The sequence below is a fragment of the Blautia massiliensis (ex Liu et al. 2021) genome, assembly GCF_052064225.1.
Taxonomy (GTDB): domain Bacteria; phylum Bacillota; class Clostridia; order Lachnospirales; family Lachnospiraceae; genus Blautia_A; species Blautia_A fusiformis.
On the sequence record NZ_JBQHWA010000028.1, the window covers coordinates 13,840 to 36,595 of the forward strand.

Below are 22,756 nucleotides of genomic sequence, written 5' to 3' on the forward strand. Positions count from 1 at the left end.
TTCCGAAATCGGGTGCGTCTGCACCTTTTTTCGGAATAGAATCAGATATCGAAATCAGGGTAGAGCTCCAGCTGCCCGAACTCCTCATCGGTCATTGTTCCCAGTTTTGCAAGCGTCCCCTCGGTCAGCGACAACAGCTGTACCTCATCGCGCTCCAGGTACTTCTTCATTTCCGTGAGTTTCTGCATCAGGTCGGTACGGCTGCTGCCGGCGCTGTAGATGCACATCAGATTCATCTCGTCATTGGTGAAATTCGTCATATCAGATCCCTTTCTGCGCTTTTTGTCTGCGCGGTCTTTTCGCTTCTGGACGGCGCGGGTGCATGGAGCATGGCCAGAACGGAAGGCTTTTTGCCCGATTCAGAAACCTGCTTATCTTCCTGAACGACCTGTCTGGCCGCTTCAAACAGTGCCGAAAGATCGGGAGCCTTTGGCTTGACCTCCGGCTGTTCCTTTGGACCGTTGTTGATGATGCCGTCGATCATCCCGTAATCGTCCTCCATGGACATCTCCGCATTTTTCAGGTAATTGTCTGGCAGGAACGCCGGAAGCTGAACAAAGCCCACGCTGTCCACATAATGAGAGCTTACCGCACCCTGCTGCCTTAAGACAACAATGTCGCTGACGGACAGGCTGTGGCCGGTATAATCCTGCGGGTGGGCGGTGTTGAATTTCATGTACAGATCATCCAGACGGGCTTCTGTACTGCCGTCAGACGGGAGCGCCCCAGAATAGACTGCCTCGTAATGGTCAAATGCAGGCTCAAGCCCATGTTCCCGGAGATAATGAGAATTCATAAAGCGAAGCTCTGCCAGTTCCGGATCTCTGCGGAGCTGATAAATGCAGTAACTGTCTGCCGGATTCTGTTGGAAGGCTTTCTGCCATCTGTTTTCCGTGATGACGGGAAACTGCTCCTTTACCGCCTCCCAGTCTGCGCGGTCAATGCCGAAGATGCCGTCGTGGTTCAGAATCTCTGTCTGTTCAAAAGCCATTGCCTCGGTATTGTCCCCATAAAGAAGATATACCGGCACATCGCGTTCAAACAGCTCCATGGCGCGCTCTTTTGTCAGCGGGAGCATCGCATCATCCGTATAGCCGTAGGCATTCCGCGCCTCCACGGAAATCGCCGGGTCAGGCGGAATATCCGTTTCCGGCTCCGGGTTCTCCTGCACAGGCGGCTCGATGGCAATCGCTGCATCCTGCGCAGCCTGCAACTCATCCAGTATTCCGATATCCGCAACCTGAAGCGGGGCGTTCTGCCCGATTCCGTGGGAGTTGCAGATTTCCAGCGCCGATTCAGCCAGCGTGCTGATCTCCATATCCAGCTGACCGCCGTCGATTTCCTTCATGGATGCCTTATCGTAAATCGTGTAATCCACACCGGTGTCCGTGCGCTGAACGTGAAGATACCGCTCATCCACGACATAAAGGCGCTCCATCGCCATGGCAGGTTCAGCAGCAATCAGCTCCGCCTCGCGCTCTTTCAGGATTTCCGCATAGTGGCGGTCAATATCGTTGATAAGGCCGTCTGCGGTTTTGCTGATTACCTCCAGACTTTCCCGCAGCTCCGGCAGGGTTTTATCCTTTGACCAGGACGCGATATAGCCAAAGCTGTTGTCGCCGGTAGCGATGCCGTAATAAGCGCACACCGCATAGGAGATGCTTTCTGCCTGCACTTCTTCGGTACTGCGGGAAAGTTCCGGTGTTTTCTCCTCAGTATCTTTGGCTCGATTGTGAAGCAGCGCGTGCGCCATCTCATGTATGACCGCAGATACCGTCTGCACCTCGCTCATGCCTTCGCGGATGGCGATGTCCTGATGCTCCAGATCAAAGTAACCGTCCATACCGCCGCCCATCACCTCAACGGAAATGGGAACCGGAGAGGAGCGGCGCAGCGCCTCCATGAACACATCGTAATTCGCCACATTGCCCGACAGATCATGAGCCAGCTGGGGCAAAGGCTTGCCCTCGGTCTGTGAAACGTCGAACACCGTCACCGGCTTGTACATGGGAATCTGGATGGTCTTTTCCTCCGTAATGATTTTCCCGTCCGCATCCAGCATGGGAAGCTGCGTATCCGGGTCGAGCTTTTCCTGCTCGATTTTCTTCTTGAAAGGAGTCGGAGCAATGATTTTTATGCCGTGTTCTCCCTTGATGACATTTCTGCCGAACTGATTCTTCCATTTGTTGAAGCCCGCCACCAGCGTGGCGTCCGGCTTCTGCATGTGGATCAGCACCTGATTGTTTACGCTGTAATGGTGAAACCGGCTCATGGTCTGAAGATACTGCGCATAGCTCTCCGACTGGAACAGCTCCTTGATACCGTCCTCAATACTCGCCGTGATCTCCTTCAGCCTGTCCCGGCTGCTCTGTTTTTCTGCCATATACCATCCTTTCCGGGAAACAGGGCGCAGAGCCGAAGCCCCGCGCCCATCTCCCTGCATTATTCATCCGAATTGCTGCCTTTGCTTCTGTCCGGCGGGACAGTGCCGGCCTCCTTTGCGCGTCTGCTTGCCGCCTCGCGCCGCGCTCTGGAAAACGGCTCGCGGACGGAAACACAGCTTTTCGGCACAATATAGCTTTTCGCACCGGCAGAGGAGCGCTTTTTCTCCTCATACACTTCTTCCGGACATTTTCTGCAAAGGGCGTCCAGCTTTTTAATCAGCCTCCTGTCATAGGTGTAGACGCTGGCGGTATCGTCTGCATCGGAAAACAGGATAATTGTTTCGCGTTCTGCGGGGCTCAGCTTCATGCGCCGGTTTTCTCCCTGTCAAACTCCAGAGCATAGCTGGATTTCTGCCCGTCGTCCGTCAGTACGAGGTAGGCGGAATAGCTTTTTCCGGTCTTTTCGGAGTACATGCCGCTGACAAATGTTCTGCCGTCCTTCAGAAGCGCCTCCGCCATCTTTTTTGTCAGAATGATGTGCTTTGCGGACAGGTAGCGGTTGTCCTTCCAGAGCCCGAAGCGGCAGTCGCGGCGCTCACAGAAAAAGCCGGTCTTGCTCTCTGTAACCGGACCGCCGCAGCGGGGGCATTTTCCGACCACCGGTCGTCCGGACGGAAACAGCACCTCCGCACCGCTCACAGGCTCGTAATCGCACACCAATTCGGAAACCATGCGGCTGATCTGCGCCATAAACGCCTCCGAAGAGAGCTCGCCGCGCTCGATCTCCTTCAGCATGTTCTCCCATTCCGCAGTCAGAAGCGGAGACTGGAGCTGTTCCGGAAGCACCGTAATCAGGGAGATACCGATGTCCTGAGGAACCAGGCTGACCGCCTTTTTGTTCTTCTTTCTCTCCACAAAGCCGGAGGAAACCAGTTTTTCCAGAATCCCGGCGCGGGTGGCGGGTGTGCCCAGCCCCTTGCGCTCGGCATCATCCGGCATCTCTTTCGCCCCGGCAGTCTCCATAGCAGAAAGCAGCGTATCCTCGGTGTATCGGGCAGGCGGTTTTGTCTTTCCTTCTTCCAGCGAAACGGCAAAACTGTCAATGGACTGTCCTTCCGTCATCGGAGGGAGCACCTTTTCCTTCTGTTCGCCTGCCGCATAGCTTTTCCAGCCGGCGGTCAGCACGGTTTTACCCTTTGCGGTGAATACCTGTCCGCCGCATTCGACGGTTGCTACCGTTTCCAGATAGGAGTACAGGGACAGATGATCCTGATCCATCAGATAGACCGGCAGATGGGACAGATTGAAGTTTTCCAACGTCACCGTACAGATGTAATAATCGTAGGGAACCTGCACTTCATATTCGTATTCCTCGATGCTGGTCGCGCCGGTCTCCGGGTCTGTAACCGTGTAATAGCCGGTGCGGGTCTCTGTTCTGTAACGGGTTTCAACCTGCACATCCTCCGTCAGCGTGTACTGGCGGTCGAAGATGGTCTGAAGCAGACCGCCTACCTCATCAATCGTCCATTCTCCCTCCCAGAGTGCGGTCAGCATGGAAATCAGCACATAGGGGTCATGTTCGATCTCATCCAGGTCAAAATGGTATTCGTCGTAATCATGGGTGCTTTCGTAATTGTCCAGATACTCCTGAAGCTCTGCCTCAAGCGCCAGATACTGCGCCTCCGCCGCCAGCATATCCGCATCGGCGCTGGGATAGGTGGTCAGCACGCCGGAGGATGTGAGCGAGCTCATCATCACGGAACAGCTGGACATCACAGCGGAGACAAACAGAAACATCATTCCGATGACGCCGAGAATCACAAAGCCCTTTTTGTGCCGGGCGACAAACTGAACGGCTTTGGATGTTTCCTCACCGGTTTTCTTCACAGCTTTGGCCGCAGCCTCGGACGCTTTGACCGTGTTGTCCGCAGCCTTTCCGGCCTTGGCCTCGGCGTAGGCTTTCTTGATGGCGCGCTTCTGCTGGAACCGGGAGACCGGGCTTGCGCCCCATTCCGGATTCTGAAGTTCTGCCTCCTTGTACAGTGCCTTCAGATTGGCCCGGTCAGCGGCGCGTTCTGCTTTCAGCGCTCTGGCATAGGGTTTATCCTGCAATGTGCGGTGGGCGGTATCCAATGTGCGGATGCCGCCCTCGGCGCTGCTGATGGCTTCATGGGAGACCGATGCGGAAACGCTGCCGTCCGAATCCTCGTGCAGTTCCCGGTGGGATACTGCCGAAACCGCATTGAGCGGAGTGACCGCTGCGGCATGGGTGAGCTTGGACGGGCGCTTTTTCTCGGTTCCCTCAAAAACAAGGCGCGTCACGACCTGATTCTCCTTCGGGTCATAGACGCGCTGTTTCTGAACGATCTTCTTTTTGGGGATTTTCGACTCAGCTTTTGTGAGTTTTTTCTGCGCTTTCTCCGCCTTTTTAATGGGCTTCTGAAGCTCCGACGCTTCCAGCTCCTCCTCTGTAAACAGAAGACGGGGCGAGCGTTTTGCCATGTGCATCACCTCGATTCGTATGGTTGTGGTATTGTTCAGCCGATGATCTCCGCGCGTTCGGCCAGAAATACCTGTTTGCCCTTGGGCGTAACCAGCATCTGCGTGCCGCGATGCCCGTTGGGCGCGATAAATTCGCGGACAACGAACAGACCGTTGCGGTACGGAAGGGCGTGAGGATGCATGATGCCTTTGCTGTCATAGTAGGCATATTTCTTCCTGACGAGATAGGCCGTGAACATGCTCTGGGGAACACCCAGTTCCTTGGCGGTGAGCCGGATGCCGGTGCAGTCTGGGCAGTCTACCAGCGCATCGAAATACGCTGCCTTTGGAAGTGCCACGGTCAGCTGCGCCTCTGCCTGTTTCAGCTGTCCGGCCAGCTTTTTGTTGAGGTTCCGTTCCTCCGACAGCGCCCGCACGACCTGCGCCGCCACATCGGCATTGCCTGCCGCCTGTTCCAGCAGCGCATCGGTCATATAGGCTCCGTGCCTGCGGATAGAGGGAAGAACTTCGCTCGTCACCCAGTGCTTGAAGCGCTTGGCGCTTTCCAGCTTACTGGAGAGGATCAGGCTGTAAAGCCCGGATTCATTGATAAGAATGGTCTCTTTCCGTTGATTTCCGTCAAAGACCATTCCTTTTGTCCGGTCTTCCGGTGCTACATGGCGGTTAATATCTCGACTACCGTTTTGGTACCCGAGGTTGTCCGCCACATCTTTTCCAACAAACCAGGGAATTCCGTCCTCCGTGACAAAGGTACGGATACGCCCGAACTCCTCATTCTGAAATATCTGCATCCTGTTTTCCATATCTTTTCGTCCTTTCTTATCCAGCCTGCTCCTGCGGCTTGGTGGTGATGATCCGGTACAGCTCCGTATCCTTCGGGAAGTGATCTACAAACGGAAGAATCGTGCTGCCGTAAAAAAGAAGCCCTTCGCCTTCACCGCTGTGGGTGACATACGAGAGCTGATGGGGAGAAATATTCAGCTGTTTGGCGAGAATCTGCCGGTCGCCGGACGCCTGGTTCAGCATGAACACATAGTCGGAGTTTTCAAAGATGTTCTCAACCTCGCGGGAGGAAAGCAGGTCTTTGACGTTCTGTGTGATGCCGGTGGGAATGCCGCCCCATTTACGGAAGCGCTTCCAGATTTCCACCGTGTACGCCGCCGTCTGCTCCTCGCGGAGCAAAAGGTGCATCTCGTCGATGTAATAGCGGGTGGATTTGTGCGCCTCGCGGTTGATGGTGACGCGGTTCCACACCGCGTCCTGCACGATCAGCATACCGATTTTCTTCAGCTGTTTGCCCAGCTCCTTGATATCGAAGGACACGATGCGGTTTTCGATGTTGATGCTGGTGCGGTGGTTGAACACATTCAGAGAGCCGTGAACGTAGATTTCCAAAGCTGTTGCGATGTACTGTGCCTCCTTTTCCTCCTGCGTCAGCAGCGCATTGTACAGATCCTCCAGAATCGGCATGTTTTCCGGCACGGGGTCGGCCAGATAATCCCGGTAGACCATGCGGACACAGCGGTCGATGATGGTCTTTTCCACCGGCTGCAACTTAATTAATCTTCTAATATCTTTAAAATGCAGTGCTAAAATCTTTCTTCACTTTAATCATTTAACTGCATTACATGAACATCCATATCCAATATTATAGGAACATGCATAATAAAATACATTCAGTGATTTCTCCGTTATTTCGGATAAAAAATGCTGATACAGAAACCGGATGGAATGTGCAGATTCTAAGGTCAGTATGGATAATATCAGCAGAAATAAGGTATCTGCTGTCGGAACAGAAAAAGTTTCAAAATAAATCAAAAAATATTGATGAAGTCTACCAATCAGTGTTTTTTCGTTGTATAATGTTTTTGTCGTACAGGGTCACTTTCCTTTGTAATGTTTTGGGTCAAATTCATTATACATCAGAAAGTCCTGTACGATATTTTTTTATGAAAAAGTTGGAAAGTGGTGATCATTATGAAAAAAATAGAGAAAATTGGAAAAATCCCTTCAAATCCGTAAAGTTGTTGTATCCTCCAGTGCAATCGTTCAATCCTTTTGCAGAACGGACGAGAAATCCCTTAGAGTTCATCATGTCGAAATCTATGGGGTGGTTCCTGCATTCATGGAATGAAAAATATGCATACTTTTTTGTTTCGTTGTCCTTAAAATATCCGCACATATCGTAATGCCCCGTCTCAAAGGTAATAAGCCTTAATCCATATTTTGCGGCATTAATTTTCATGCTCTTTTTCATGTCATTTGCAAAATCTATAAATTCCTTGGAATTTTTCCCATAGTCATCTTTTATTGTTTTTCCCTGATATTTTCTGTATAGTTCTTCCAAAACGTTTTCCTTTCATATTCTGAACTTTTGAAATGATGTCGCCATTGATAACATTTTTATTATACAGAAATGAGGCGGTAATCGCAAACACAATCCACAATACAAAATGATATTCTTTTTTTCTGGATGTTTCTGTGATATACTTATACGCGGTCGTATCAGACCGGAAAGGAAATATTATGTTACAAAAATTATATGTTTTTTTCAGGAAAGAAACCGTTTTGTCAATTGCAGTGATCCTGGCGCTTCTTTCTATGTTCTGGGTCAGACCGGATAAGGCTTATTTTACTTATATCGATTTCAGGACTCTCGGGCTCCTCTTCTGTTTGATGGCAATTGTAGCTGGTTTGAAGGCTGTTGGTGTTTTTGATATACTTGCCCAAAAATTGCTTATGGGAACATCGGGAACTGTGGGTGTGATCAGGCTGTTGGTACTCTTATGTTTCTTCCTGTCAATGGTGATCACCAATGATGTGGCATTGATTACTTTTGTTCCTCTTGCACTGATCATTGTGCATAAACTGCCAAAGGAACTGGGCAATTACTGGCTTCTTAAAATAGTAGCCATACAGACAATCGCTGCTAATCTCGGAAGCATGCTCACACCAATCGGAAATCCGCAGAACCTTTATCTATATGCCAGAGCAGGGATGTCCGCGGCAGAATTAATAACCCTGATGCTTCCCTATTCCGCCACAGCACTTATCCTTCTTCTGATATGGATACAGGTAGCCGCTGCCAAAGCACCTCACGTATGCGGTTCCGAAAAAGATAAAACTCTTTTGGGATTCTCTGACAGAAAAGAACTTAACATGGAATACCTGGCCGCTTACCTGATCTTATTTACAATCTGCCTGCTCACTGTTGCACGTATCATTCCATACCAGATTCCTCTTGTATTGGTTCTTATATATATGCTGCTAAGAAACAGGGAAAATATAAGCAGGGTGGATTACTCCCTGCTTGCCACCTTTATCGCATTATTTATTTTTATCGGCAACCTTGGAAGGATTCCGCAATTCAGCAGTTTTCTGGAAAGAATCATGGCAGGAAGGGAAACACTTACTGCTGTTCTTGCCAGTCAGATTATGAGCAATGTTCCCGCTGCGCTTCTTTTATCCGGCTTTACAGATAATTACCGGGCTTTAATTGTCGGAACCAATATTGGAGGTCTCGGCACTCTGATTGCATCCATGGCAAGCCTGATAAGTTTCAAATATATTGCAAAAGAAAACAGGAATCTGAGAGGGAAATATTTGGGAATATTCACAGCCTCCAATATTATATTCATGATATTCATGTTAATATTGTATTTTTTTCTTAGATAAAGGTTTTCCCGGAATTACAAAAGCTATAGCAATTCTTTCTTCGCAAAAAATTCTCCGCGGCACTCTCACATCCTGGAAGAAAAGCCGCGGAGAAATAAATATATTTTCGGTGCCAATACAAAGATCATTAATCTTTACACCACTTTACAACTTTTTCATAAAAAAATATCGTACAGGGCTTTCTGATGTATAATGAGTTTGCTCCAACAGCAGATATTTTGTTTTTACTCGTTTTATCAATACTAACATTGGAATCTGTACATTCCATTCGATTTTTATATCCGCACTTTTTGTCTGGGATTACCACAAAATCCCTCAATACCTTTTACCACGCATGTTCCTATGCAAAAGTTGATTATTCCCACTTTATGAATATCACAGCTAAAGTTGCTTTGAGAATGATACCGGATTCACTGGCAACACAGCCGATATTTCTTTGTGTGGATGATACCATGGTAGCAAAGGCCGGAACTCGGTTTGAGAATGTTTCAAAACTCTTTGACCATGCCGCACATAATGGTTCCAATTATCTGAATGGACACTGCTTTGTAAGTATTATGCTTTGCATACCTGTATGGAAGAATGACAGGATATCTTATCTTTCACTTCCTCTTGGCTATCGTATGTGGCAGAAAAAAGAATCTAAACTGGAACTGGCAGCCTCCATGATCCGGCAGGTTATGCCTGAATTTCACAGCAAAGATCATATCATCATCCTTTGTGACAGCTGGTACACAAAGCAAAATCTGGTTTCAATCGTTGATGAATACCAGAATCTGGATCTTATCGGCAATGCCAGGATTGATTCTATCATGTATGATCCTGCTCCTGCACATACCGACCGCAGAGGACGTCCCGCCAAACATGGGAAGAGACTTTCTGTTGAAACAGATTTTGCTTTTTCCAATGAAAAGATCGGAGATTACTATATCGGAGCACACCGTGTGATCACCAACCTTTTTGGATGTCGGGAAATTCAGGCTTATGTGACCGCTACTGAAAAAGAACACGGTACAAAACGCCTGTTTTTCAGCACCATTTTCCCGGAAGACTTGCAGATTTTCTGTGCCTGGCAGGAAAAAGAACCATTAAACCAGACAGGAAGTGACAGGATGAAATATATTCCGCTGTTTTTGTACTCGTTCCGGTGGAATATTGAAACAAGCTACTATGAGCAGAAAACCTTCTGGTCACTTTGCAGTTATATGGTACGAAGCTGCAAGGGTATTGAAATGCTGATAAATCTGATCAATATCTGTTATTGTGCAATGAAGATCTTACCCTATCAGGATGAGCAGTTTTCCGAATACCGTACAAAAAGTGTACAGGAGAGTCTCAATTTCTCATTTTAACTTGTACTAAATCTTGACATAGGACCAGTTCCCAGAACCAGAAGTCGAACACCATTATTTTCTTTTCCGTAAATTTCAGGAATATCATCCACTTTTGGATTGACTTTATAAAAAGTATTACTTTTATCTGCACCTGTTCTCTCCTCGATCAACCTTCTCATTTTACTGATAGGCGTAATACTCTCCAGTTCTTCCTCTGAAAAACCCAGTGCAAGTCCAAGATTTGCATCTGGATCCACATCTACAGCAAATACTTTTTTCCCTTCTTCTGCATACAGCCGTGATAATACTGCAGATATCGTAGTTTTCCCTACTCCGCCTTTTCCAGTTACAGCAATTTTCATCTGTTATCTCCTTAAATGCTTCTTACTCCACTTCCTCCAGTTCTGTTCCTTCTGGAAGAATATATCCGCAGTTATCACATACTCCATCCTCTGCAAGTATCCCGTCTTTCACAAAGGCTTCAATGCCTCCCGGTTCATGACAGCGTGGACAATCTAATTCCCGTATCTTTTTCTGATTTCTTACATCCTGGCAATTGGCAAATCCAATTTTACCCATAGTGATTCCTCCATTTTCATTCCATATCAATTTGTCTTCGCAAAAAAGTTCCTACCATACGGGAAAAATTACTGATATTACGAATATAGGCAAAGTCTTTTCCATAGATTCTCTTTTCCACGGAGAGTTCTTCTTCATTCCCTACAAAAATACCAATTACGAAAATTCCCTGATTTCTGGCCCGACGCACCTCATATGCAGTATCTTTCACAGCTCCTTCTCCGTCATAGATCTTGGGCTGGCGGGTTCCTGGTCGTTGTATGCTCATATCACAGGGTTTTCCATCACTTAATACGATTAAAATCTTATTTTTTTCCGGTCGCTCCATGAGAGAGGAACAGACGGTTTTCAGTGCAAGCCCATCTCTGTTATTGGCATATGCCCGAAATTGAAAAATTCTTTCATTTGTTTCCCTTGGATCTTCATAATCCCGAAATCTCTGAAGTACTGTATATCCCCAGAAAGCACAGTATCCTGTCACCCGATGAGGAATTCCTGCCTGGCTTAATGCTTCACTGATAATATATCCCTGCGCCGCTACCTGAGCCTGTCTGCCAGCTTGAGAACCACTGGAATCAATCAGGACATCTATTACAAACTCAGAATCTTCTGATCTCTTTTTTCTATTAAATAACTTGTCATCGTCTGTTCTTCCAATTTTCCATAACCTTTCAGCAACAAGCTGCCCTGCATCAGATCTGCTGACAAAATCATCCTTTCGGATTATAAATGCCCGTTTCAGTGACTCTGCCAACTCAGAAATATTTCTTTTGATGATCCAGTGATTATTTCCATAATAGGCTTTATTTTTTTCAAACTGCAGCTGAGAAAAACGGTATTGATTATTTTTTATCACAGGGTTCTGTAAAATTCCATCTGTAAGATACAGGATACAGTTTTTGTGGATTCCTGTACAAAATTTCCGGTTGACTCTGGCCTGCTCCGATTCACTTAGATACGATTTTCCGTAATTCAGTTCCACATATTCCCGTATCCGTCGCACTGCCTGTGGATTTATATTCTCCGAGCTTTCCGGAACTTCTTCATTTTCCGGAGAGAAATAAAATCTTTTTTTCTTTTTGTTTCTGATATCCAGACTCATCATCTTTTTTTTGAGATTAGAAAGATATTTTTGAATGATGTCTTCCATCTGTTCATCCGTCATGCATTCCTGCCACGCGTCATTGGCCAATGCCATATCCGGTAAATTCAGAATCTTTTCCAGATTTCCATTCCTTTTTTCAAAAGAGGGATCCAGAACATGATTATAAATCTCATCTATCACGTTTATGACCTCTTCCGTATTTTCCGCATCCTTCAAAGAAAGAATCCTGTACAATGCAAGCTCTGCCTGTGGATCCATTCCCTCATCGTCTGTGTTCTCCAGAACATGCCTTATATACAGAAGCCTAATCCTGTGAATCAGGTCTGTTCCAGCTTTGTCTGATACCTGCTCTTCCTCGGCCTTTTCCAATTCTCTGAACGCCTGTTCTCTGATTTCCTTTGTTCCCAAACGTTCTCGAATGATAAAACGATTCACTGTAGCATCCATGCATAATCCGGCAAGAGGCAAAAGCATATCTTCTCCAGCAGAAAAATGTAATTTTTTCATCAAATACATGCCAAGTTTCTTCTGATCAAAATATCGTGCAAAGGCACCCTGCTTCACTGCCTCATACAGAACCGTTTGTTTTGAATAAACATATTTTTCTGTATCCGGTTCAAATTCCATATCATAATCACCACTGACTGTCCAAAAAAGATTTCTGATACGATTGCTGATCTCCAGACGATGTTCTTCCAGTTGTTCCGCCGGCCATCTGACATCCTCCATACAAGCTTACCCCCTTATATCTTTTCCGGTCCAGGAAGATGGGATTCTGGTAGAAACCACATCTTCTACGATCTCTTTTTCAAATACATCAAAACTTTTATTTATGATCCCCATCTGGATTGCATCAATTGGAGAAAGTCCGCTTCTTGTTGCTTTTACAGCAGAAACCAATCCTCTCAGGTCAAGAGATTTTGTTGAGATTTCTCCATGATAAGCTTTGATCTGCAAATCCAGAAACAGTCCTGCAAAGGCTTTCAGTGCACTTTTTTTCCCATCTGGAAAATGTTGTCTTAATACAAAAAGGACACTATCCTCATCCATTTCAGGCATATCAATTACCATAAACCTTGAAACCAGTGCTTCATTTAGCTCTCTGGTACCTGCGTAACCATAATTCATCGTGCCGATAAATCGTGTTGCCGGATGAAGTAAAATTCTGTTATATCCTGGAATATCGATTCTGCGCCGATGATCCAGTGTGGCATGCAATACAGAAACCGCATCATTTTTTGCCATATTGATTTCGTCCAGGATTCCAAATCCTCCAAATTCCGCGCATTGGCAGATGGGGCCTTTCCGAAGGCGAACCTCATTATTTATAAAGGTATCCGTTCCGATCAGATCGGCACTGTCTGTATTTACATGAAAAGAAATGTCGTATTCCGGTCTTCCGAATATCCATGCCAGTGTCTCGCATAGTACATTTTTTCCTGTAGCTTTCGCACCGGAAAGTAACAGGTTATCTCCCTTAAGAAGCGCTGCTATTGACATTTCCAGAATCTTTTTCCCATAAAATAGGATATCCGGTTTTTCTACCCGTTCCTTTATCTGATCCTTTACCTCATAACGCATGTGAAAATCTCTCAGTTCTCCAATCAGTTCCTGCGCTATCTTCTGGTCTTCTAAATATTTTTCTATTTCTGTCCAATGATTTCTCATGAGAATTTTCCTTTCTTTGCAATTGGTTATACCAAATCAGATAATATTTCTGTTTACTCAATCTTCAAACTTTCAATCCTCCAGCTCACAATCCTAACTTCTTTACAATTTCTCCCAGTGCACTTCTTACAGGAGAATCTTTCGGAAGCCGTATGATCGGCTTTCCAGCACAGTCATACTGATATACCTGGTCATCATGTGGTACAACCCCTAACAGTTCCAGTCCCTGATTTCGGATTTCTTCCAGAGTTCCGGCATCCAGTTTTCCATCTGGAACACGATTCACGATCAATCCGGTTTTCTGTGGTTTAAAGTTTAACTCCTTCATCAGCTTTGCAATACGTCCGGCCGCCTGAACACCTCTTCTGGAACAGTCACTTACAAGAATCGCAACTTCCATCATTGGCAGGATTCCTCTGCTGATATGTTCCATACCTGCTTCGTTATCAACCACAATATATGGATAATGGCTTTGCAGTTTCTGAACCTGGGTCTGCACAAGACCATTTACAAAACAATAGCAGCCCTGTCCCTGGGTTCGCCCCATTACCATCAAATCATAATCATCTTCTTCTGCAATTGCATCGGAGAGACGCATTTCCAGATAAGCCTGTTTTGTTATTCCTGTCGGAATCTGATACCGTGGATCAACTCCTGCACGTTCAATCTCTTCTCTCAGTTCTCCGAGTGTAATCTCCGGTTCAACGCCGAGCACTTCATTCAAATTCGCATTTGCATCTGCATCTACAGCTAAAACCGGATGTTTTCCATTTTCACATAAATATTGAATCAACAATCCACAAAGAGTTGTTTTCCCTACACCGCCTTTTCCTGATACAGCAATTACATGTCCCATGTTTTTCCTCCTAAAATTCTGAACAATCTGTTGACTTTTCTTTAAATCTCATTATAGTTGTTACTATATAAATTACAATAATCAATCTGTGAGATTTGTATGGCTACTCAACACATCAGAAAAATTGTTGAGGAATCATATGATAACAAATAATACAGGAGTATATAATGTCAGAAAAAACGAGAAAACAAGATCGCCGTACCCGCTATACCAGGCAAACCATAAAAGATACGTTCTTAGAATTGTTAAAGCAGAAGGGTTTTACGAAAATTACAGTTACAGAGATCTGCAAAAATGCTGAAATCAACCGTGGCACTTTTTATCTTCATTACTACGATATCCATGATGTATTATCAGATATTTTTAATGATATGACTCAGGATATGTTAACAACTGTAGATCATTTATTCTGTCTAAATCAAAAAAGCTGTTCCTATCCGTTCTGTCAGAAAATACAGATGGAATCACAATACAGGGCACTGTTTCTGGATGATGCAATTGCCCCCATTCTTCTGGAAAAATTAGCCGAAAATACAAAAGAAGGCTATGTGACCTGGCTTATGTCACACAGCCTCCTGACCTTTGAGCAGGCAGAATCGGTTTTTTATTTTCAAATGAATGGCTGCCTTTCCATCAACAGACTGATGCTACGCAATCACTGTAATGACTGGAAACAGATTCAGACAACAATTGACAAATTTATCAAGGCCGGACTGGAAAGTTTTCTGATCCATGATCAGAGGGAAGAAAATGCTTCCGATAATTTTTGCAGCAAAATTTCTCCAACTGTTACCGCATCTTCTACACTCAGATAATGATCGGCATGATCCTGAAGAAATATTTTGCCAGATGCAGGAAATTCTTCATCTGCAAACCATATCTTTAAAGTTACCGGATATCTTGGCAGAACTGGAAAAACAGCACACAAATCCGCCTTTGTCTCTGTGAATTCTGCACCCAGGTTTTTACATGCTTTCTGAATTTTCTCAGGATCTTTATCCTGCAAAAGCTTTTCCAGTTTCTGCTCTGCAGTCCGGTCAAACTTGGTTCCTCGAATCAATCCATCTTTCAGGTTACCAAAAGTAATGAGCTTCTGTGAACCTTCTGTTCCATCGGCCATATCCAGATAATGCAGCAATGTCAGATAATGCCATTCGTCCATGTTTGAGTTAATACGAAACTCAGGGAATTGAATTTCAATCGTTTCATAAAAACTCAGTACTTCAAGCACATTTCGACTGCTATGAAAAACGGCCCCACTTTTTGCAGCAAGATCCTCTCCGGAACGATTTTGCAGCCGTTTTACTGCTGCCTGCAACATTTCCTGAAATGCACGATTTTCTGTTTGATTTTTGTATTCCATAAGCTCTCCTTTGTGAACATTTATAGTATCATGTAATAATCAATGTTTATACAAGGATTTTAGTATTCTCATAAATCTAACTTTGTCCGGATTCTCTTTTATCCATTCCTGGACAAAACTCATTACCTCAGTCATAGTTTCATAGATTTGTCTACGATCAGCATATTATACACTCCTCCGTAAGTTTCATTACTGTGTTGACTTTTCCTTTAAATTTCATTATAGTTGTAATTATATTATTTACAAGCATCAAAATAATAAATATGCACAGTTTCTCAACACATAAAAAAGAACTGTTGAGAACTTGAAATGTTTTAGACAAACCAGAAATATTTTTGTCTCAAAATTGTAAAAAAAATCATTATATCATACTATAAGGAGTTTCTTATCATGAAATATTCAACAAAATTAAGCGATACTGTTCATGTGATGGTTCTGATTGCTATCAACCAGGAAAAATCTCTCTCCAGTGCCTCAATTGCAGAAAGTGTCCATACAAATCCCGGCTTTGTACGCCAGCTTATGTTAAAACTAAAAAAAGCCGGACTTATGACCAGTGTAGCCGGACATGCCCGTCCTTCTCTTTCAAAACCAGCAGATCAGATTACATTGCTGGATATTTATAAAGCAGTTGAAGGTGAGAAGCCGCTGCTTCATTTAGATACTCATACCAACCCTGATTGCGGCGTTGGCATTAATATTCAGTTGTCTTTACAGGAATTCTATAATGAAATCCAAAAAACTGCTGAAGAAAAAATGAATATGATTACTTTACAGGATATCATAGATACCTATTATCAGCGAACATCAATCCTCAATATCTCCCCGGTTAGCCATCACGGTTAAATTTTCATCCCGATTTACGGAAAATGTTCCTACTACATCCGGTTCACCTTCCTTATGACCGGATTCAGGTTTCCCATAAATACTTCCTGCACAGCCGGATCAGGATTATCAAATCCTGCATCTATGGCTATCTGCATTTCTCTGCGTACCTCTTCTGGTGTTGTGTTGTACTTTTCTGCAATCTTTTCATTTATTATGAGTGTAGACATGCACAGTTTACGCTTTCATCTCGGTAATTGAATTGCCGAGGATTCCTGCTTTTTATCCTAAAAAATTATACGGGACAGACTTTTTCTTCTCTTATCCAGAATATCCGTCTGTCCAGAGTGGCGAAAATGTTAAAGCAGCCTGATCGTTCTGTTACTGCTGTCATGGAAGAGATCGGTTATTCCAACATTACGCATTTTTATAAAATTTTTGAGAAAAAGTTCCATATGACACCAGCGGAATACTGAAATACTTTATAAGTCCTGTATGTGTCTTATCTGTATACAGTAGAAAAGAAAAAGCCTTATAATATTACTGCAAATGATATGTCCCTCAAATATGATTTTTAGATTGACTGTTCCTTAAGGGGCTATATCATTTACGACAAATATTATAAGGCTTTATATATTTTTACAGTTTCATAGCACTGCGGATGCAGTTCTCAATATATTCTTCTCCCAAATCTGTATTCAGGCTGAGATCAAAGTTTCCGGCTGCACCCCACATACGGCGGGTGTAATAACGGTAGTTATCTGCACGGAGTTTTTCATTTTTCTGAACCGTAGCTTTGGCTTCTCCCTCGGAGATATTCTGTCTCTGTGCCACTCTTCTAATTCTGCTCACAAGAGGCGCTGAAAAAAATACTTTCAGACAGTTTCCGGAATTTCTGAGAACGTAATCTGCACAACGGCCTACTATCACGCAGTTGCCTTTTTTCGCAAGATTACGTACAACCTGACATTCTGCCTCGAAAATTTTATCCTTCGGCGCTTCATCCTGCCTGTCTGTATTCAGGTACATCTGATTGACCAGATCATAGAGAAGGCTGTTTGTCATGATCTCCTCTTTTTTCTTAACGAATTCCGGTGTGTATCCGGTGGTTCCTGCTGTCATCTGGATAATCTCCGCATCATAAAAATCATATCCCAACTTTTCTGCAAGAATCTTGCCAATATCGTGGCCGCCACTTCCAAACTGTCTTCCAATGGCGATAACATTTTTTCCATAGGTTCCTGCTGTCTGTTCTTTTGCTTCGTTCTCGTTTTCTGCAGATACGCTTTCCGGGAAAATCATATCTTTCAGGAATACAAGTTTCTTACCGATGAGTCTGGCGATAAAGCCTACCAGAAGGGCAGCAATAACGGTACCTTCTCTTACACCAGCCAGTCTTCCTGCAAATACAAAAGAAAGTACAGCAGCGATCACTGACATGGATACATCAAAACAGATCTTGGTTGTTCCGAAATTTGTTTTCCATGTAAGAACAATAGCACGGACAAAAGATTCTCCCGGAAGCATGACAACGTCTGCCAAGACCTCCATATATACACCTACGCCAAGAATCAGACATCCGATGAGAAGATATACAATCTTCATGATGTACGCTTCCGGATTGACCCAGGAAAAAAGAATCATGGTAAGATCAATAAAATATCCAAATATGATGGATACCGGAATCTGAAGGATATGCTCCAATTTAAAGTTCTTTCTCAGGATGATCAACTGCAGTACGATCAGAAAGATACTGAAAAAGATGGTAAAGTTTCCAAGTGTAAATGGAAAATTAAGACTTAATACGTAAGGAATTGATGAAATCGGGGATGTTCCTAGGTTTGCCTTTGTGATCAGACTGACTCCCAGGGAGTTTACAAATAATCCCACCAGAAATATTAAATATCGTTTTAGTTTCTCCATTTTTTATTTCCTCCTCATTTCATATCTGCAAGATTTCGATAGATCCGGCAAAAAATATCCATAAACAACTTCTGCTCTTCTTCGGAAATACCATTTAATGCAGTTTTTTCTATTTTCTTAAAAGCCTCCTCCACAAGCTTCTGATTTTTCTTTCCGGATTCTGTCATAAAAATATGAAAAGTACGACGGTTTCCATTGAGCATTTTTCTTTCGATCAGACCTTTTTCTTCCATACGGTTCAAAATGGACGTTAAAGATCCTGCCTCGATGAGGCATCCTGCCGCAATCTCTTTCTGGCTGGCACCATCGTGATCTTTCAGGTAATCCAATACTTTGGGCTGTCCCAAGGTAAGGCCTGTGTCTGCCAGCTGTTCCATTAGTTTTTTCTGGACAGTCATATGGTTTATCATAGACAGGTAGTGAAATGAATCATCCATTTATTATTTAGCTCCTTCTTTTATTATATAAATAGTTATAATTCAAACTTTTAGAATTATAACTATATTTATGGTGTATGTCAATAACTTTTTTAGTATATTGGAATCTTGTACAATGTATTACCCTCTTGAGAATATATAGTCAGTGTCTTTGTTTCAGGGTAATACCATGATATTAGCTCAGATTAAATCGTAATTGATACCTCATCAGCATTTTTCTTTTTTATTATTGTAAAATATTTTTTTACATTTTAGCACTATTTTCCTCTTCTATTTGTTTGCAAAAAAAGCCATAAGATTTTCTTTTCAAAACCTTACAGCTCTTCTATCATGTTGCATCCCAAACATCATCTATATTTACATGTAATCCTGAGCGAGAGACACCTAAAAATTTCAACATCCCGGAGACGGAAATCCGGCGTCCAGCCTTTTTGGCAGCTTCCGTCTTCTCAGACACTTCAAAATAAATGACTTCCGTCATTTTCCCAGAATGTTGATTGCTTTTTTTAACACATCAAGTACATCTTGGGCATGACGTAATTCACGTCTGAGACGGGCAATTTCCTTCTGCTCATCAGATGCATAATTACCAGAACCACGAACAGGAATATCACCTGATTCCCGGAAGTCTTTCAGCCATTTTGTTAATGTGCTGTATCCGATGCCAAGATTTTCTGCACATCCACGTACTCCGAGATCTTTGTGATCCTGATAGTACTGGACTGCATCAAGTTTAAATTGTTTGTCATGTTGCTTTACCATATGAGATTCTCCTTCAGCATGCCTCTATTGTATCATGCTTATGTGTATTTGGAATTTCTCATTTTGGCTTGTACTATTTATATTCTAGCACCACTATCTGAATGGTTTACATAAGGGGATGTTTTATTACCTGTACCTTTTTTCAGATCTTTATGATCGAAGCATAGTCGGCCACGGAAGCATCCAGTGCCTGTCCCCGGAAAAAAATGAGGAGAAGGTACTGTAAGAAATAATTGACTCCCTTAGGAGTAAATATGTAGTAGCAATAATTCATACCTTTTTAGCTGTATTTTGTATCGTAAACAGAAAGAAACTGCACTATAATCCAAGGCAATGAAAGTACTTAAAAAAGTAGTTTCGTTGCCTTGGTTCCATTTTTAGAAAGAATAATACTTAGGTGGGAAAATTCCCAGGCGCTGTGTGGAGTTTTCTGTAAGAAACCGGGGACAGACCGCACTGTTTCTTGAAAAAGGAAGAAAAGTGATGAGGGTCTAAGAACCCAAGCTGTGTGGAGATGGCAGAAACAGGAAGAGTGGTGCGGCTTAGCATGGACTGGGCCAGCTTGCACTTCTGGGACAGGTAATACTGGTAGGGAGCAACATGATATACCTCCTGGAACAGGTGGATGAGCCTGGAGCGGGACAGGGAAACGGTATCTGCCAGATGATCCAAGGACAGACTTTCTGTTAAGTGCATATCGATATAATTGCGGATCGCCAGTGCAGTAGGATTGATGGGAACTTTGTTTGCCAGAAAATCCGCAAGCTCCTGAATATATTGATGGAGCAGTACAGCCAGCTTGTCAGCAGAGTGTACAGGGTCGGCGGTAAAGGCATCAAGGATCCGGGTCAGAGGTGTTTCGTTATGGAAGCGGGGGATCAGGGTGACACCGTCTAAGCCGTAATCGGAGAGAAGATGCTGTACCAGACTGCCGCTGACATTGAACCAGATCTTGGTCCAGGGATCAACTTTATCTGAATAGTAGTGGTGGTAGGTGCCGGCAGTAAGGATATAGGCATCTCCGGCATTTACAGTGAGGATACTGCCGTTTCGCTCGATATGTCCACGGCCGCTTAAAACGTATTCAAACACACACAGGGGTCTGCGATAAACCAGGATCTCATAGGCAGGATCCGGGTAAGTGATACCGGCCATGGTGGGAGAAAAGCTTTCCGCGGTAGGGCCGGTGTAGACAACGTATTTTTCAATCTGTGTGCGTGTAATTTCCTGAGGCATGGTGGTTCCTCCATTTTTTGAAAGCAAATTGCAATAATGTAATAACAGCATTGTAGTAAAAAGGAGCAAGCCTGTCAACTATGGCTTTCACCATATAAAATAAAAATGAAATCAACCCAAATAAATGATCACAGGAGGACAAAATTATGACACAAATACCCAGACCGGAGCATCCCCAGCCCCAGATGAAGAGGGAGCATTGGAAAAACCTGAATGGAGAATGGGATTTTTCCTTTGACTTTGGATGCAGCGGCATAGATCAGAAATGGCAGGAAGGAAAGACAGATTGGGAGAAGAAGATCCTGGTGCCCTTCTGCCCGGAAAGTGATCTGAGCGGAATCGGCTATAAGGACTTTATCCCCGGCGTATGGTATCACCGCACCATCACATTGACAGGGGAGGAGCTGAAGGGAGATCTTCTCTTACACTTCGGCGCAGTGGACTATGATGCAAGAGTATGGATCAATGGAGTAGAGGCAGGCAGACACCAGGGTGGTTATGTTTCCTTTACGTTTAATATTACAAAGCTTGTAAAGGAAGGAGAAAATGACATTACGCTTTTTGCAGCAGATGATGTGAGAAGCGGAAAGCAGCCCAAGGGAAAGCAGAGTCATTTCTTCTACTCCTTAGGCTGTGATTATACCAGAACGACAGGTATCTGGCAGACGGTATGGCTTGAGTGGGTACCGGAAAGCTACATTGAAAAAGTGCAATATTATCCAAACCTGGCAGAAGCAACTCTGGGAATTAAGGCGGTAGTAAAGGGGCAGGGCACACTGGAAGCAAAGGCCTTTTATGGGGGAGAGCCCTGTGGCAGCGTAAGCGCAAAGTCAGAGGGCGGCACCGTTACCATGACACTTCCTTTGTCCCGTCTGGAAAAGTGGGAGCCGGGTCAGGGCAGACTGTATGACCTTACATTAACCTATGGAGAAGATAAGGTAGAAAGCTACTTTGGTATGCGTGAGATAAGGCTGGATGGAGAGAAATTCCTCATCAACGATAAGAGCGTGTTCCAAAGACTGGTGCTGGATCAGGGCTTCTATCCGGATGGCATTTACACAGCGCCTACAGAGGAAGCACTTGGCAAGGATGTGGAACTGTCCATGGCTGCAGGCTTCAACGGCGCAAGACTCCATCAGAAGGTATTTGAGCCTCTGTTCTTGTATCACTGCGATAAAGCAGGCTATCTGGTATGGGGCGAGCAGGGCTGTTGGGGACTGGATTACAGCAATCCCGCAGCATTAAAATATTTCCTGCCTGAGTGGATGGAAGCCTTGGAGAGAGACTTCAACCATCCCGCCATCATCGGCTGGTGTCCGTTTAATGAGACATGGGATTATGAGGGAAGAAGGCAGGATGACAGCTTACTGGCCAATGTGTATAAGATGACAAAGCTGTATGACACCACCAGACCCTGCATTGATACCAGCGGACATTATCATGTGGTGACGGACATCTATGACTTACACGATTATGAGCAGGATCCGGCAAAGTTTGCAGCAACCTACGAGTCCTTTAAACAGGGAGGTGATTTGGAAGATAATCATGGCTACAGGCAGACACCTGTAAAGGGTATCCCTACCTTCATCAGTGAGTATGGCGGTATCAAGTGGGACGAGGAAGGTGTTGAAAAGGATGGCTGGGGCTATGGTGAAGTTCCTGCTACCAAGGAGGAATTCCTGAACCGATATAAGGGACTGACCGATGCCCTTTTGGACAATCCCCATATGTTTGCCTTCTGCTATACTCAGCTGTATGATGTGGAGCAGGAGTTAAACGGTCTGTATACCTATGAACGTAAACCCAAGTTTGATATGGATGTGATAAAGGCAATCAATGCCCGTAAGGCAGCAATCGAGGATTAAAAGCATCCCGCAGAGTATAAAAGAAAGCGTGTGAGAGACATTGGGGTCTGACCCTCTTACAATTTTCTTGGTGAGATAAAAAACAAGTGCAAAACTTTTAAACGTATAGCTATAAATGAGCAAATTTGAAAAACTGTACAAACAATCTGCTATACACGGACATTAAGAGGATTAAACAATTTATTGTCCGCATAATGTATTCCCGCAAAAGAAAAATCCGGGTATCCAGGCAACCCTCAGAA

22 protein-coding genes and 1 pseudogene are annotated in these 22,756 nt (G+C 44.4%); 6 read left to right on the forward strand and 17 right to left on the reverse strand.

From position 1 onward, the window contains the following. Positions 1 to 41 precede the first annotated feature (41 nt). The 7 genes and pseudogenes from ACTNDQ_RS11555 to ACTNDQ_RS11585 form a co-directional block, all read right to left on the reverse strand. Positions 42 to 260 carry a transposon-transfer assisting family protein gene (locus ACTNDQ_RS11555; protein ID WP_427796881.1) on the reverse strand — a complete coding sequence of 73 codons (219 nt, stop codon included), beginning with the start codon at positions 258 to 260 and terminating at the stop codon, positions 42 to 44. Further along, positions 257 to 2,383 carry a YodL domain-containing protein gene (locus tag ACTNDQ_RS11560; protein ID WP_441064652.1) on the reverse strand — a complete coding sequence of 709 codons (2,127 nt, stop codon included), beginning with the start codon at positions 2,381 to 2,383 and terminating at the stop codon, positions 257 to 259. The genes ACTNDQ_RS11555 and ACTNDQ_RS11560 overlap by 4 nt, the downstream gene beginning before the upstream one ends. Before the next feature lie 59 nt (positions 2,384 to 2,442). Further along, positions 2,443 to 2,751: an immunoglobulin gene (locus ACTNDQ_RS11565; protein ID WP_427796879.1), complete on the reverse strand. Its 309-nt coding sequence runs from the start codon at positions 2,749 to 2,751 to the stop codon at positions 2,443 to 2,445. Next, the gene (locus ACTNDQ_RS11570) at positions 2,748 to 4,886 is read right to left on the reverse strand and encodes a CD1108 family mobile element protein (protein ID WP_441064653.1); all 2,139 of its coding nucleotides are present in this window, start codon (positions 4,884 to 4,886) and stop codon (positions 2,748 to 2,750) included. The genes ACTNDQ_RS11565 and ACTNDQ_RS11570 overlap by 4 nt, the downstream gene beginning before the upstream one ends. Before the next feature lie 35 nt (positions 4,887 to 4,921). After that, the gene (locus ACTNDQ_RS11575; protein ID WP_441064654.1) at positions 4,922 to 5,689 is read right to left on the reverse strand and encodes a BRO family protein; all 768 of its coding nucleotides are present in this window, start codon (positions 5,687 to 5,689) and stop codon (positions 4,922 to 4,924) included. A 16-nt stretch (positions 5,690 to 5,705) separates the two neighbouring features. Next, a pseudogene (locus tag ACTNDQ_RS11580) lies at positions 5,706 to 6,440 on the reverse strand (VirB4-like conjugal transfer ATPase, CD1110 family); the annotation flags it as partial. A gap of 421 nt (positions 6,441 to 6,861) precedes the next feature. Then, complete coding sequence (locus ACTNDQ_RS11585; RefSeq protein WP_441064655.1) at positions 6,862 to 7,233, reverse strand: hypothetical protein; 372 nt, start codon at positions 7,231 to 7,233, stop codon at positions 6,862 to 6,864. 179 nt (positions 7,234 to 7,412) lie between these two features. Between ACTNDQ_RS11585 and ACTNDQ_RS11590 the strand changes: the two genes are divergently transcribed. Both ACTNDQ_RS11590 and ACTNDQ_RS11595 read left to right on the forward strand, forming a co-directional pair. Continuing rightward, on the forward strand, positions 7,413 to 8,561 hold the full coding sequence (locus ACTNDQ_RS11590; RefSeq protein WP_441064656.1) for an SLC13 family permease: 1,149 nt from the start codon (positions 7,413 to 7,415) through the stop codon (positions 8,559 to 8,561). A 185-nt stretch (positions 8,562 to 8,746) separates the two neighbouring features. After that, positions 8,747 to 9,913, forward strand: a complete 1,167-nt coding sequence (locus ACTNDQ_RS11595; protein WP_441064657.1) for an IS701 family transposase — start codon at positions 8,747 to 8,749, stop codon at positions 9,911 to 9,913. Here ACTNDQ_RS11595 and ACTNDQ_RS11600 read toward each other — a convergent pair. The 5 genes from ACTNDQ_RS11600 to ACTNDQ_RS11620 form a co-directional block, all read right to left on the reverse strand. After that, complete coding sequence (locus ACTNDQ_RS11600; protein WP_441064658.1) at positions 9,910 to 10,257, reverse strand: nucleotide-binding protein; 348 nt, start codon at positions 10,255 to 10,257, stop codon at positions 9,910 to 9,912. The genes ACTNDQ_RS11595 and ACTNDQ_RS11600 overlap by 4 nt on opposite strands. Before the next feature lie 22 nt (positions 10,258 to 10,279). Next, positions 10,280 to 10,474: a hypothetical protein gene (locus ACTNDQ_RS11605; RefSeq protein WP_059085501.1), complete on the reverse strand. Its 195-nt coding sequence runs from the start codon at positions 10,472 to 10,474 to the stop codon at positions 10,280 to 10,282. Between the two features lie 16 nt (positions 10,475 to 10,490). Beyond that, entirely contained in the window at positions 10,491 to 12,308 is a 1,818-nt protein-coding gene (locus tag ACTNDQ_RS11610; RefSeq protein WP_441064659.1) for a cobaltochelatase CobT-related protein, read from the reverse strand. 6 nt (positions 12,309 to 12,314) lie between these two features. Then, positions 12,315 to 13,247, reverse strand: coding sequence for an AAA family ATPase (locus ACTNDQ_RS11615; protein ID WP_441064660.1), 933 nt, complete (start codon positions 13,245 to 13,247; stop codon positions 12,315 to 12,317). 85 nt (positions 13,248 to 13,332) lie between these two features. Beyond that, on the reverse strand, positions 13,333 to 14,103 hold the full coding sequence (locus ACTNDQ_RS11620) for a nucleotide-binding protein (RefSeq protein ID WP_092070354.1): 771 nt from the start codon (positions 14,101 to 14,103) through the stop codon (positions 13,333 to 13,335). A 167-nt stretch (positions 14,104 to 14,270) separates the two neighbouring features. Between ACTNDQ_RS11620 and ACTNDQ_RS11625 the strand changes: the two genes are divergently transcribed. After that, the gene (locus ACTNDQ_RS11625) at positions 14,271 to 14,918 is read left to right on the forward strand and encodes a TetR/AcrR family transcriptional regulator (protein ID WP_441064661.1); all 648 of its coding nucleotides are present in this window, start codon (positions 14,271 to 14,273) and stop codon (positions 14,916 to 14,918) included. On the opposite strand, the gene ACTNDQ_RS11630 is transcribed toward ACTNDQ_RS11625, so the two are convergent. Continuing rightward, the gene (locus ACTNDQ_RS11630; protein WP_441064662.1) at positions 14,840 to 15,466 is read right to left on the reverse strand and encodes a DUF3786 domain-containing protein; all 627 of its coding nucleotides are present in this window, start codon (positions 15,464 to 15,466) and stop codon (positions 14,840 to 14,842) included. The two genes, ACTNDQ_RS11625 and ACTNDQ_RS11630, sit on opposite strands and share 79 nt — an antisense overlap. 390 nt (positions 15,467 to 15,856) lie before the next feature. Here ACTNDQ_RS11630 and ACTNDQ_RS11635 point away from each other — a divergent pair, with 390 nt between their 5' ends. Together ACTNDQ_RS11635 and ACTNDQ_RS11640 are read left to right on the forward strand one after the other, a co-directional pair. Then, positions 15,857 to 16,312, forward strand: a complete 456-nt coding sequence (locus tag ACTNDQ_RS11635) for an Rrf2 family transcriptional regulator (RefSeq protein WP_110102406.1) — start codon at positions 15,857 to 15,859, stop codon at positions 16,310 to 16,312. A gap of 236 nt (positions 16,313 to 16,548) precedes the next feature. Then, on the forward strand, positions 16,549 to 16,767 hold the full coding sequence (locus ACTNDQ_RS11640) for a helix-turn-helix transcriptional regulator (protein ID WP_441064663.1): 219 nt from the start codon (positions 16,549 to 16,551) through the stop codon (positions 16,765 to 16,767). 163 nt (positions 16,768 to 16,930) lie between these two features. Here ACTNDQ_RS11640 and ACTNDQ_RS11645 read toward each other — a convergent pair whose 3' ends face one another. The 4 genes from ACTNDQ_RS11645 to ACTNDQ_RS11660 all read right to left on the reverse strand — a co-directional run bounded on the left by ACTNDQ_RS11645 (position 16,931) and on the right by ACTNDQ_RS11660 (position 20,649). Further along, entirely contained in the window at positions 16,931 to 18,214 is a 1,284-nt protein-coding gene (locus ACTNDQ_RS11645; RefSeq protein ID WP_279199048.1) for a cytidylate kinase family protein, read from the reverse strand. A 14-nt stretch (positions 18,215 to 18,228) separates the two neighbouring features. Next, a complete protein-coding gene (locus tag ACTNDQ_RS11650; protein ID WP_015524496.1) occupies positions 18,229 to 18,651 on the reverse strand; it encodes a MarR family winged helix-turn-helix transcriptional regulator in 423 nt (140 codons plus the stop codon). Positions 18,652 to 19,128: 477 nt separating this feature from the next. Further along, a complete protein-coding gene (locus ACTNDQ_RS11655) occupies positions 19,129 to 19,413 on the reverse strand; it encodes a transposase (RefSeq protein WP_441064664.1) in 285 nt (94 codons plus the stop codon). Positions 19,414 to 19,806: 393 nt separating this feature from the next. Next, positions 19,807 to 20,649: a helix-turn-helix domain-containing protein gene (locus ACTNDQ_RS11660; RefSeq protein ID WP_441064665.1), complete on the reverse strand. Its 843-nt coding sequence runs from the start codon at positions 20,647 to 20,649 to the stop codon at positions 19,807 to 19,809. A gap of 146 nt (positions 20,650 to 20,795) precedes the next feature. Between ACTNDQ_RS11660 and ACTNDQ_RS11665 the strand changes: the two genes are divergently transcribed. Continuing rightward, positions 20,796 to 22,514: a glycoside hydrolase family 2 protein gene (locus ACTNDQ_RS11665; RefSeq protein ID WP_441064666.1), complete on the forward strand. Its 1,719-nt coding sequence runs from the start codon at positions 20,796 to 20,798 to the stop codon at positions 22,512 to 22,514. The last annotated feature ends 242 nt before the right edge of the window (positions 22,515 to 22,756 follow it).

Coding starts and splice junctions, on each gene's coding strand:
- ACTNDQ_RS11555 (WP_427796881.1), bottom strand. CDS start 260: ATGACGAATTTCACCAATGACGAGATGAATCTGATGTGCATCTACAGC.
- ACTNDQ_RS11560 (WP_441064652.1), bottom strand. CDS start 2,383: ATGGCAGAAAAACAGAGCAGCCGGGACAGGCTGAAGGAGATCACGGCG.
- ACTNDQ_RS11565 (WP_427796879.1), bottom strand. CDS start 2,751: ATGAAGCTGAGCCCCGCAGAACGCGAAACAATTATCCTGTTTTCCGAT.
- ACTNDQ_RS11570 (WP_441064653.1), bottom strand. CDS start 4,886: ATGGCAAAACGCTCGCCCCGTCTTCTGTTTACAGAGGAGGAGCTGGAA.
- ACTNDQ_RS11575 (WP_441064654.1), bottom strand. CDS start 5,689: ATGGAAAACAGGATGCAGATATTTCAGAATGAGGAGTTCGGGCGTATC.
- ACTNDQ_RS11590 (WP_441064656.1), top strand. CDS start 7,413: ATGTTACAAAAATTATATGTTTTTTTCAGGAAAGAAACCGTTTTGTCA.
- ACTNDQ_RS11595 (WP_441064657.1), top strand. CDS start 8,747: ATGTATAATGAGTTTGCTCCAACAGCAGATATTTTGTTTTTACTCGTT.
- ACTNDQ_RS11600 (WP_441064658.1), bottom strand. CDS start 10,257: ATGAAAATTGCTGTAACTGGAAAAGGCGGAGTAGGGAAAACTACGATA.
- ACTNDQ_RS11605 (WP_059085501.1), bottom strand. CDS start 10,474: ATGGGTAAAATTGGATTTGCCAATTGCCAGGATGTAAGAAATCAGAAA.
- ACTNDQ_RS11610 (WP_441064659.1), bottom strand. CDS start 12,308: ATGGAGGATGTCAGATGGCCGGCGGAACAACTGGAAGAACATCGTCTG.
- ACTNDQ_RS11615 (WP_441064660.1), bottom strand. CDS start 13,247: ATGAGAAATCATTGGACAGAAATAGAAAAATATTTAGAAGACCAGAAG.
- ACTNDQ_RS11620 (WP_092070354.1), bottom strand. CDS start 14,103: ATGGGACATGTAATTGCTGTATCAGGAAAAGGCGGTGTAGGGAAAACA.
- ACTNDQ_RS11625 (WP_441064661.1), top strand. CDS start 14,271: ATGTCAGAAAAAACGAGAAAACAAGATCGCCGTACCCGCTATACCAGG.
- ACTNDQ_RS11630 (WP_441064662.1), bottom strand. CDS start 15,466: ATGGAATACAAAAATCAAACAGAAAATCGTGCATTTCAGGAAATGTTG.
- ACTNDQ_RS11635 (WP_110102406.1), top strand. CDS start 15,857: ATGAAATATTCAACAAAATTAAGCGATACTGTTCATGTGATGGTTCTG.
- ACTNDQ_RS11645 (WP_279199048.1), bottom strand. CDS start 18,214: ATGGAGAAACTAAAACGATATTTAATATTTCTGGTGGGATTATTTGTA.
- ACTNDQ_RS11650 (WP_015524496.1), bottom strand. CDS start 18,651: ATGGATGATTCATTTCACTACCTGTCTATGATAAACCATATGACTGTC.
- ACTNDQ_RS11655 (WP_441064664.1), bottom strand. CDS start 19,413: ATGGTAAAGCAACATGACAAACAATTTAAACTTGATGCAGTCCAGTAC.
- ACTNDQ_RS11660 (WP_441064665.1), bottom strand. CDS start 20,649: ATGCCTCAGGAAATTACACGCACACAGATTGAAAAATACGTTGTCTAC.
- ACTNDQ_RS11665 (WP_441064666.1), top strand. CDS start 20,796: ATGACACAAATACCCAGACCGGAGCATCCCCAGCCCCAGATGAAGAGG.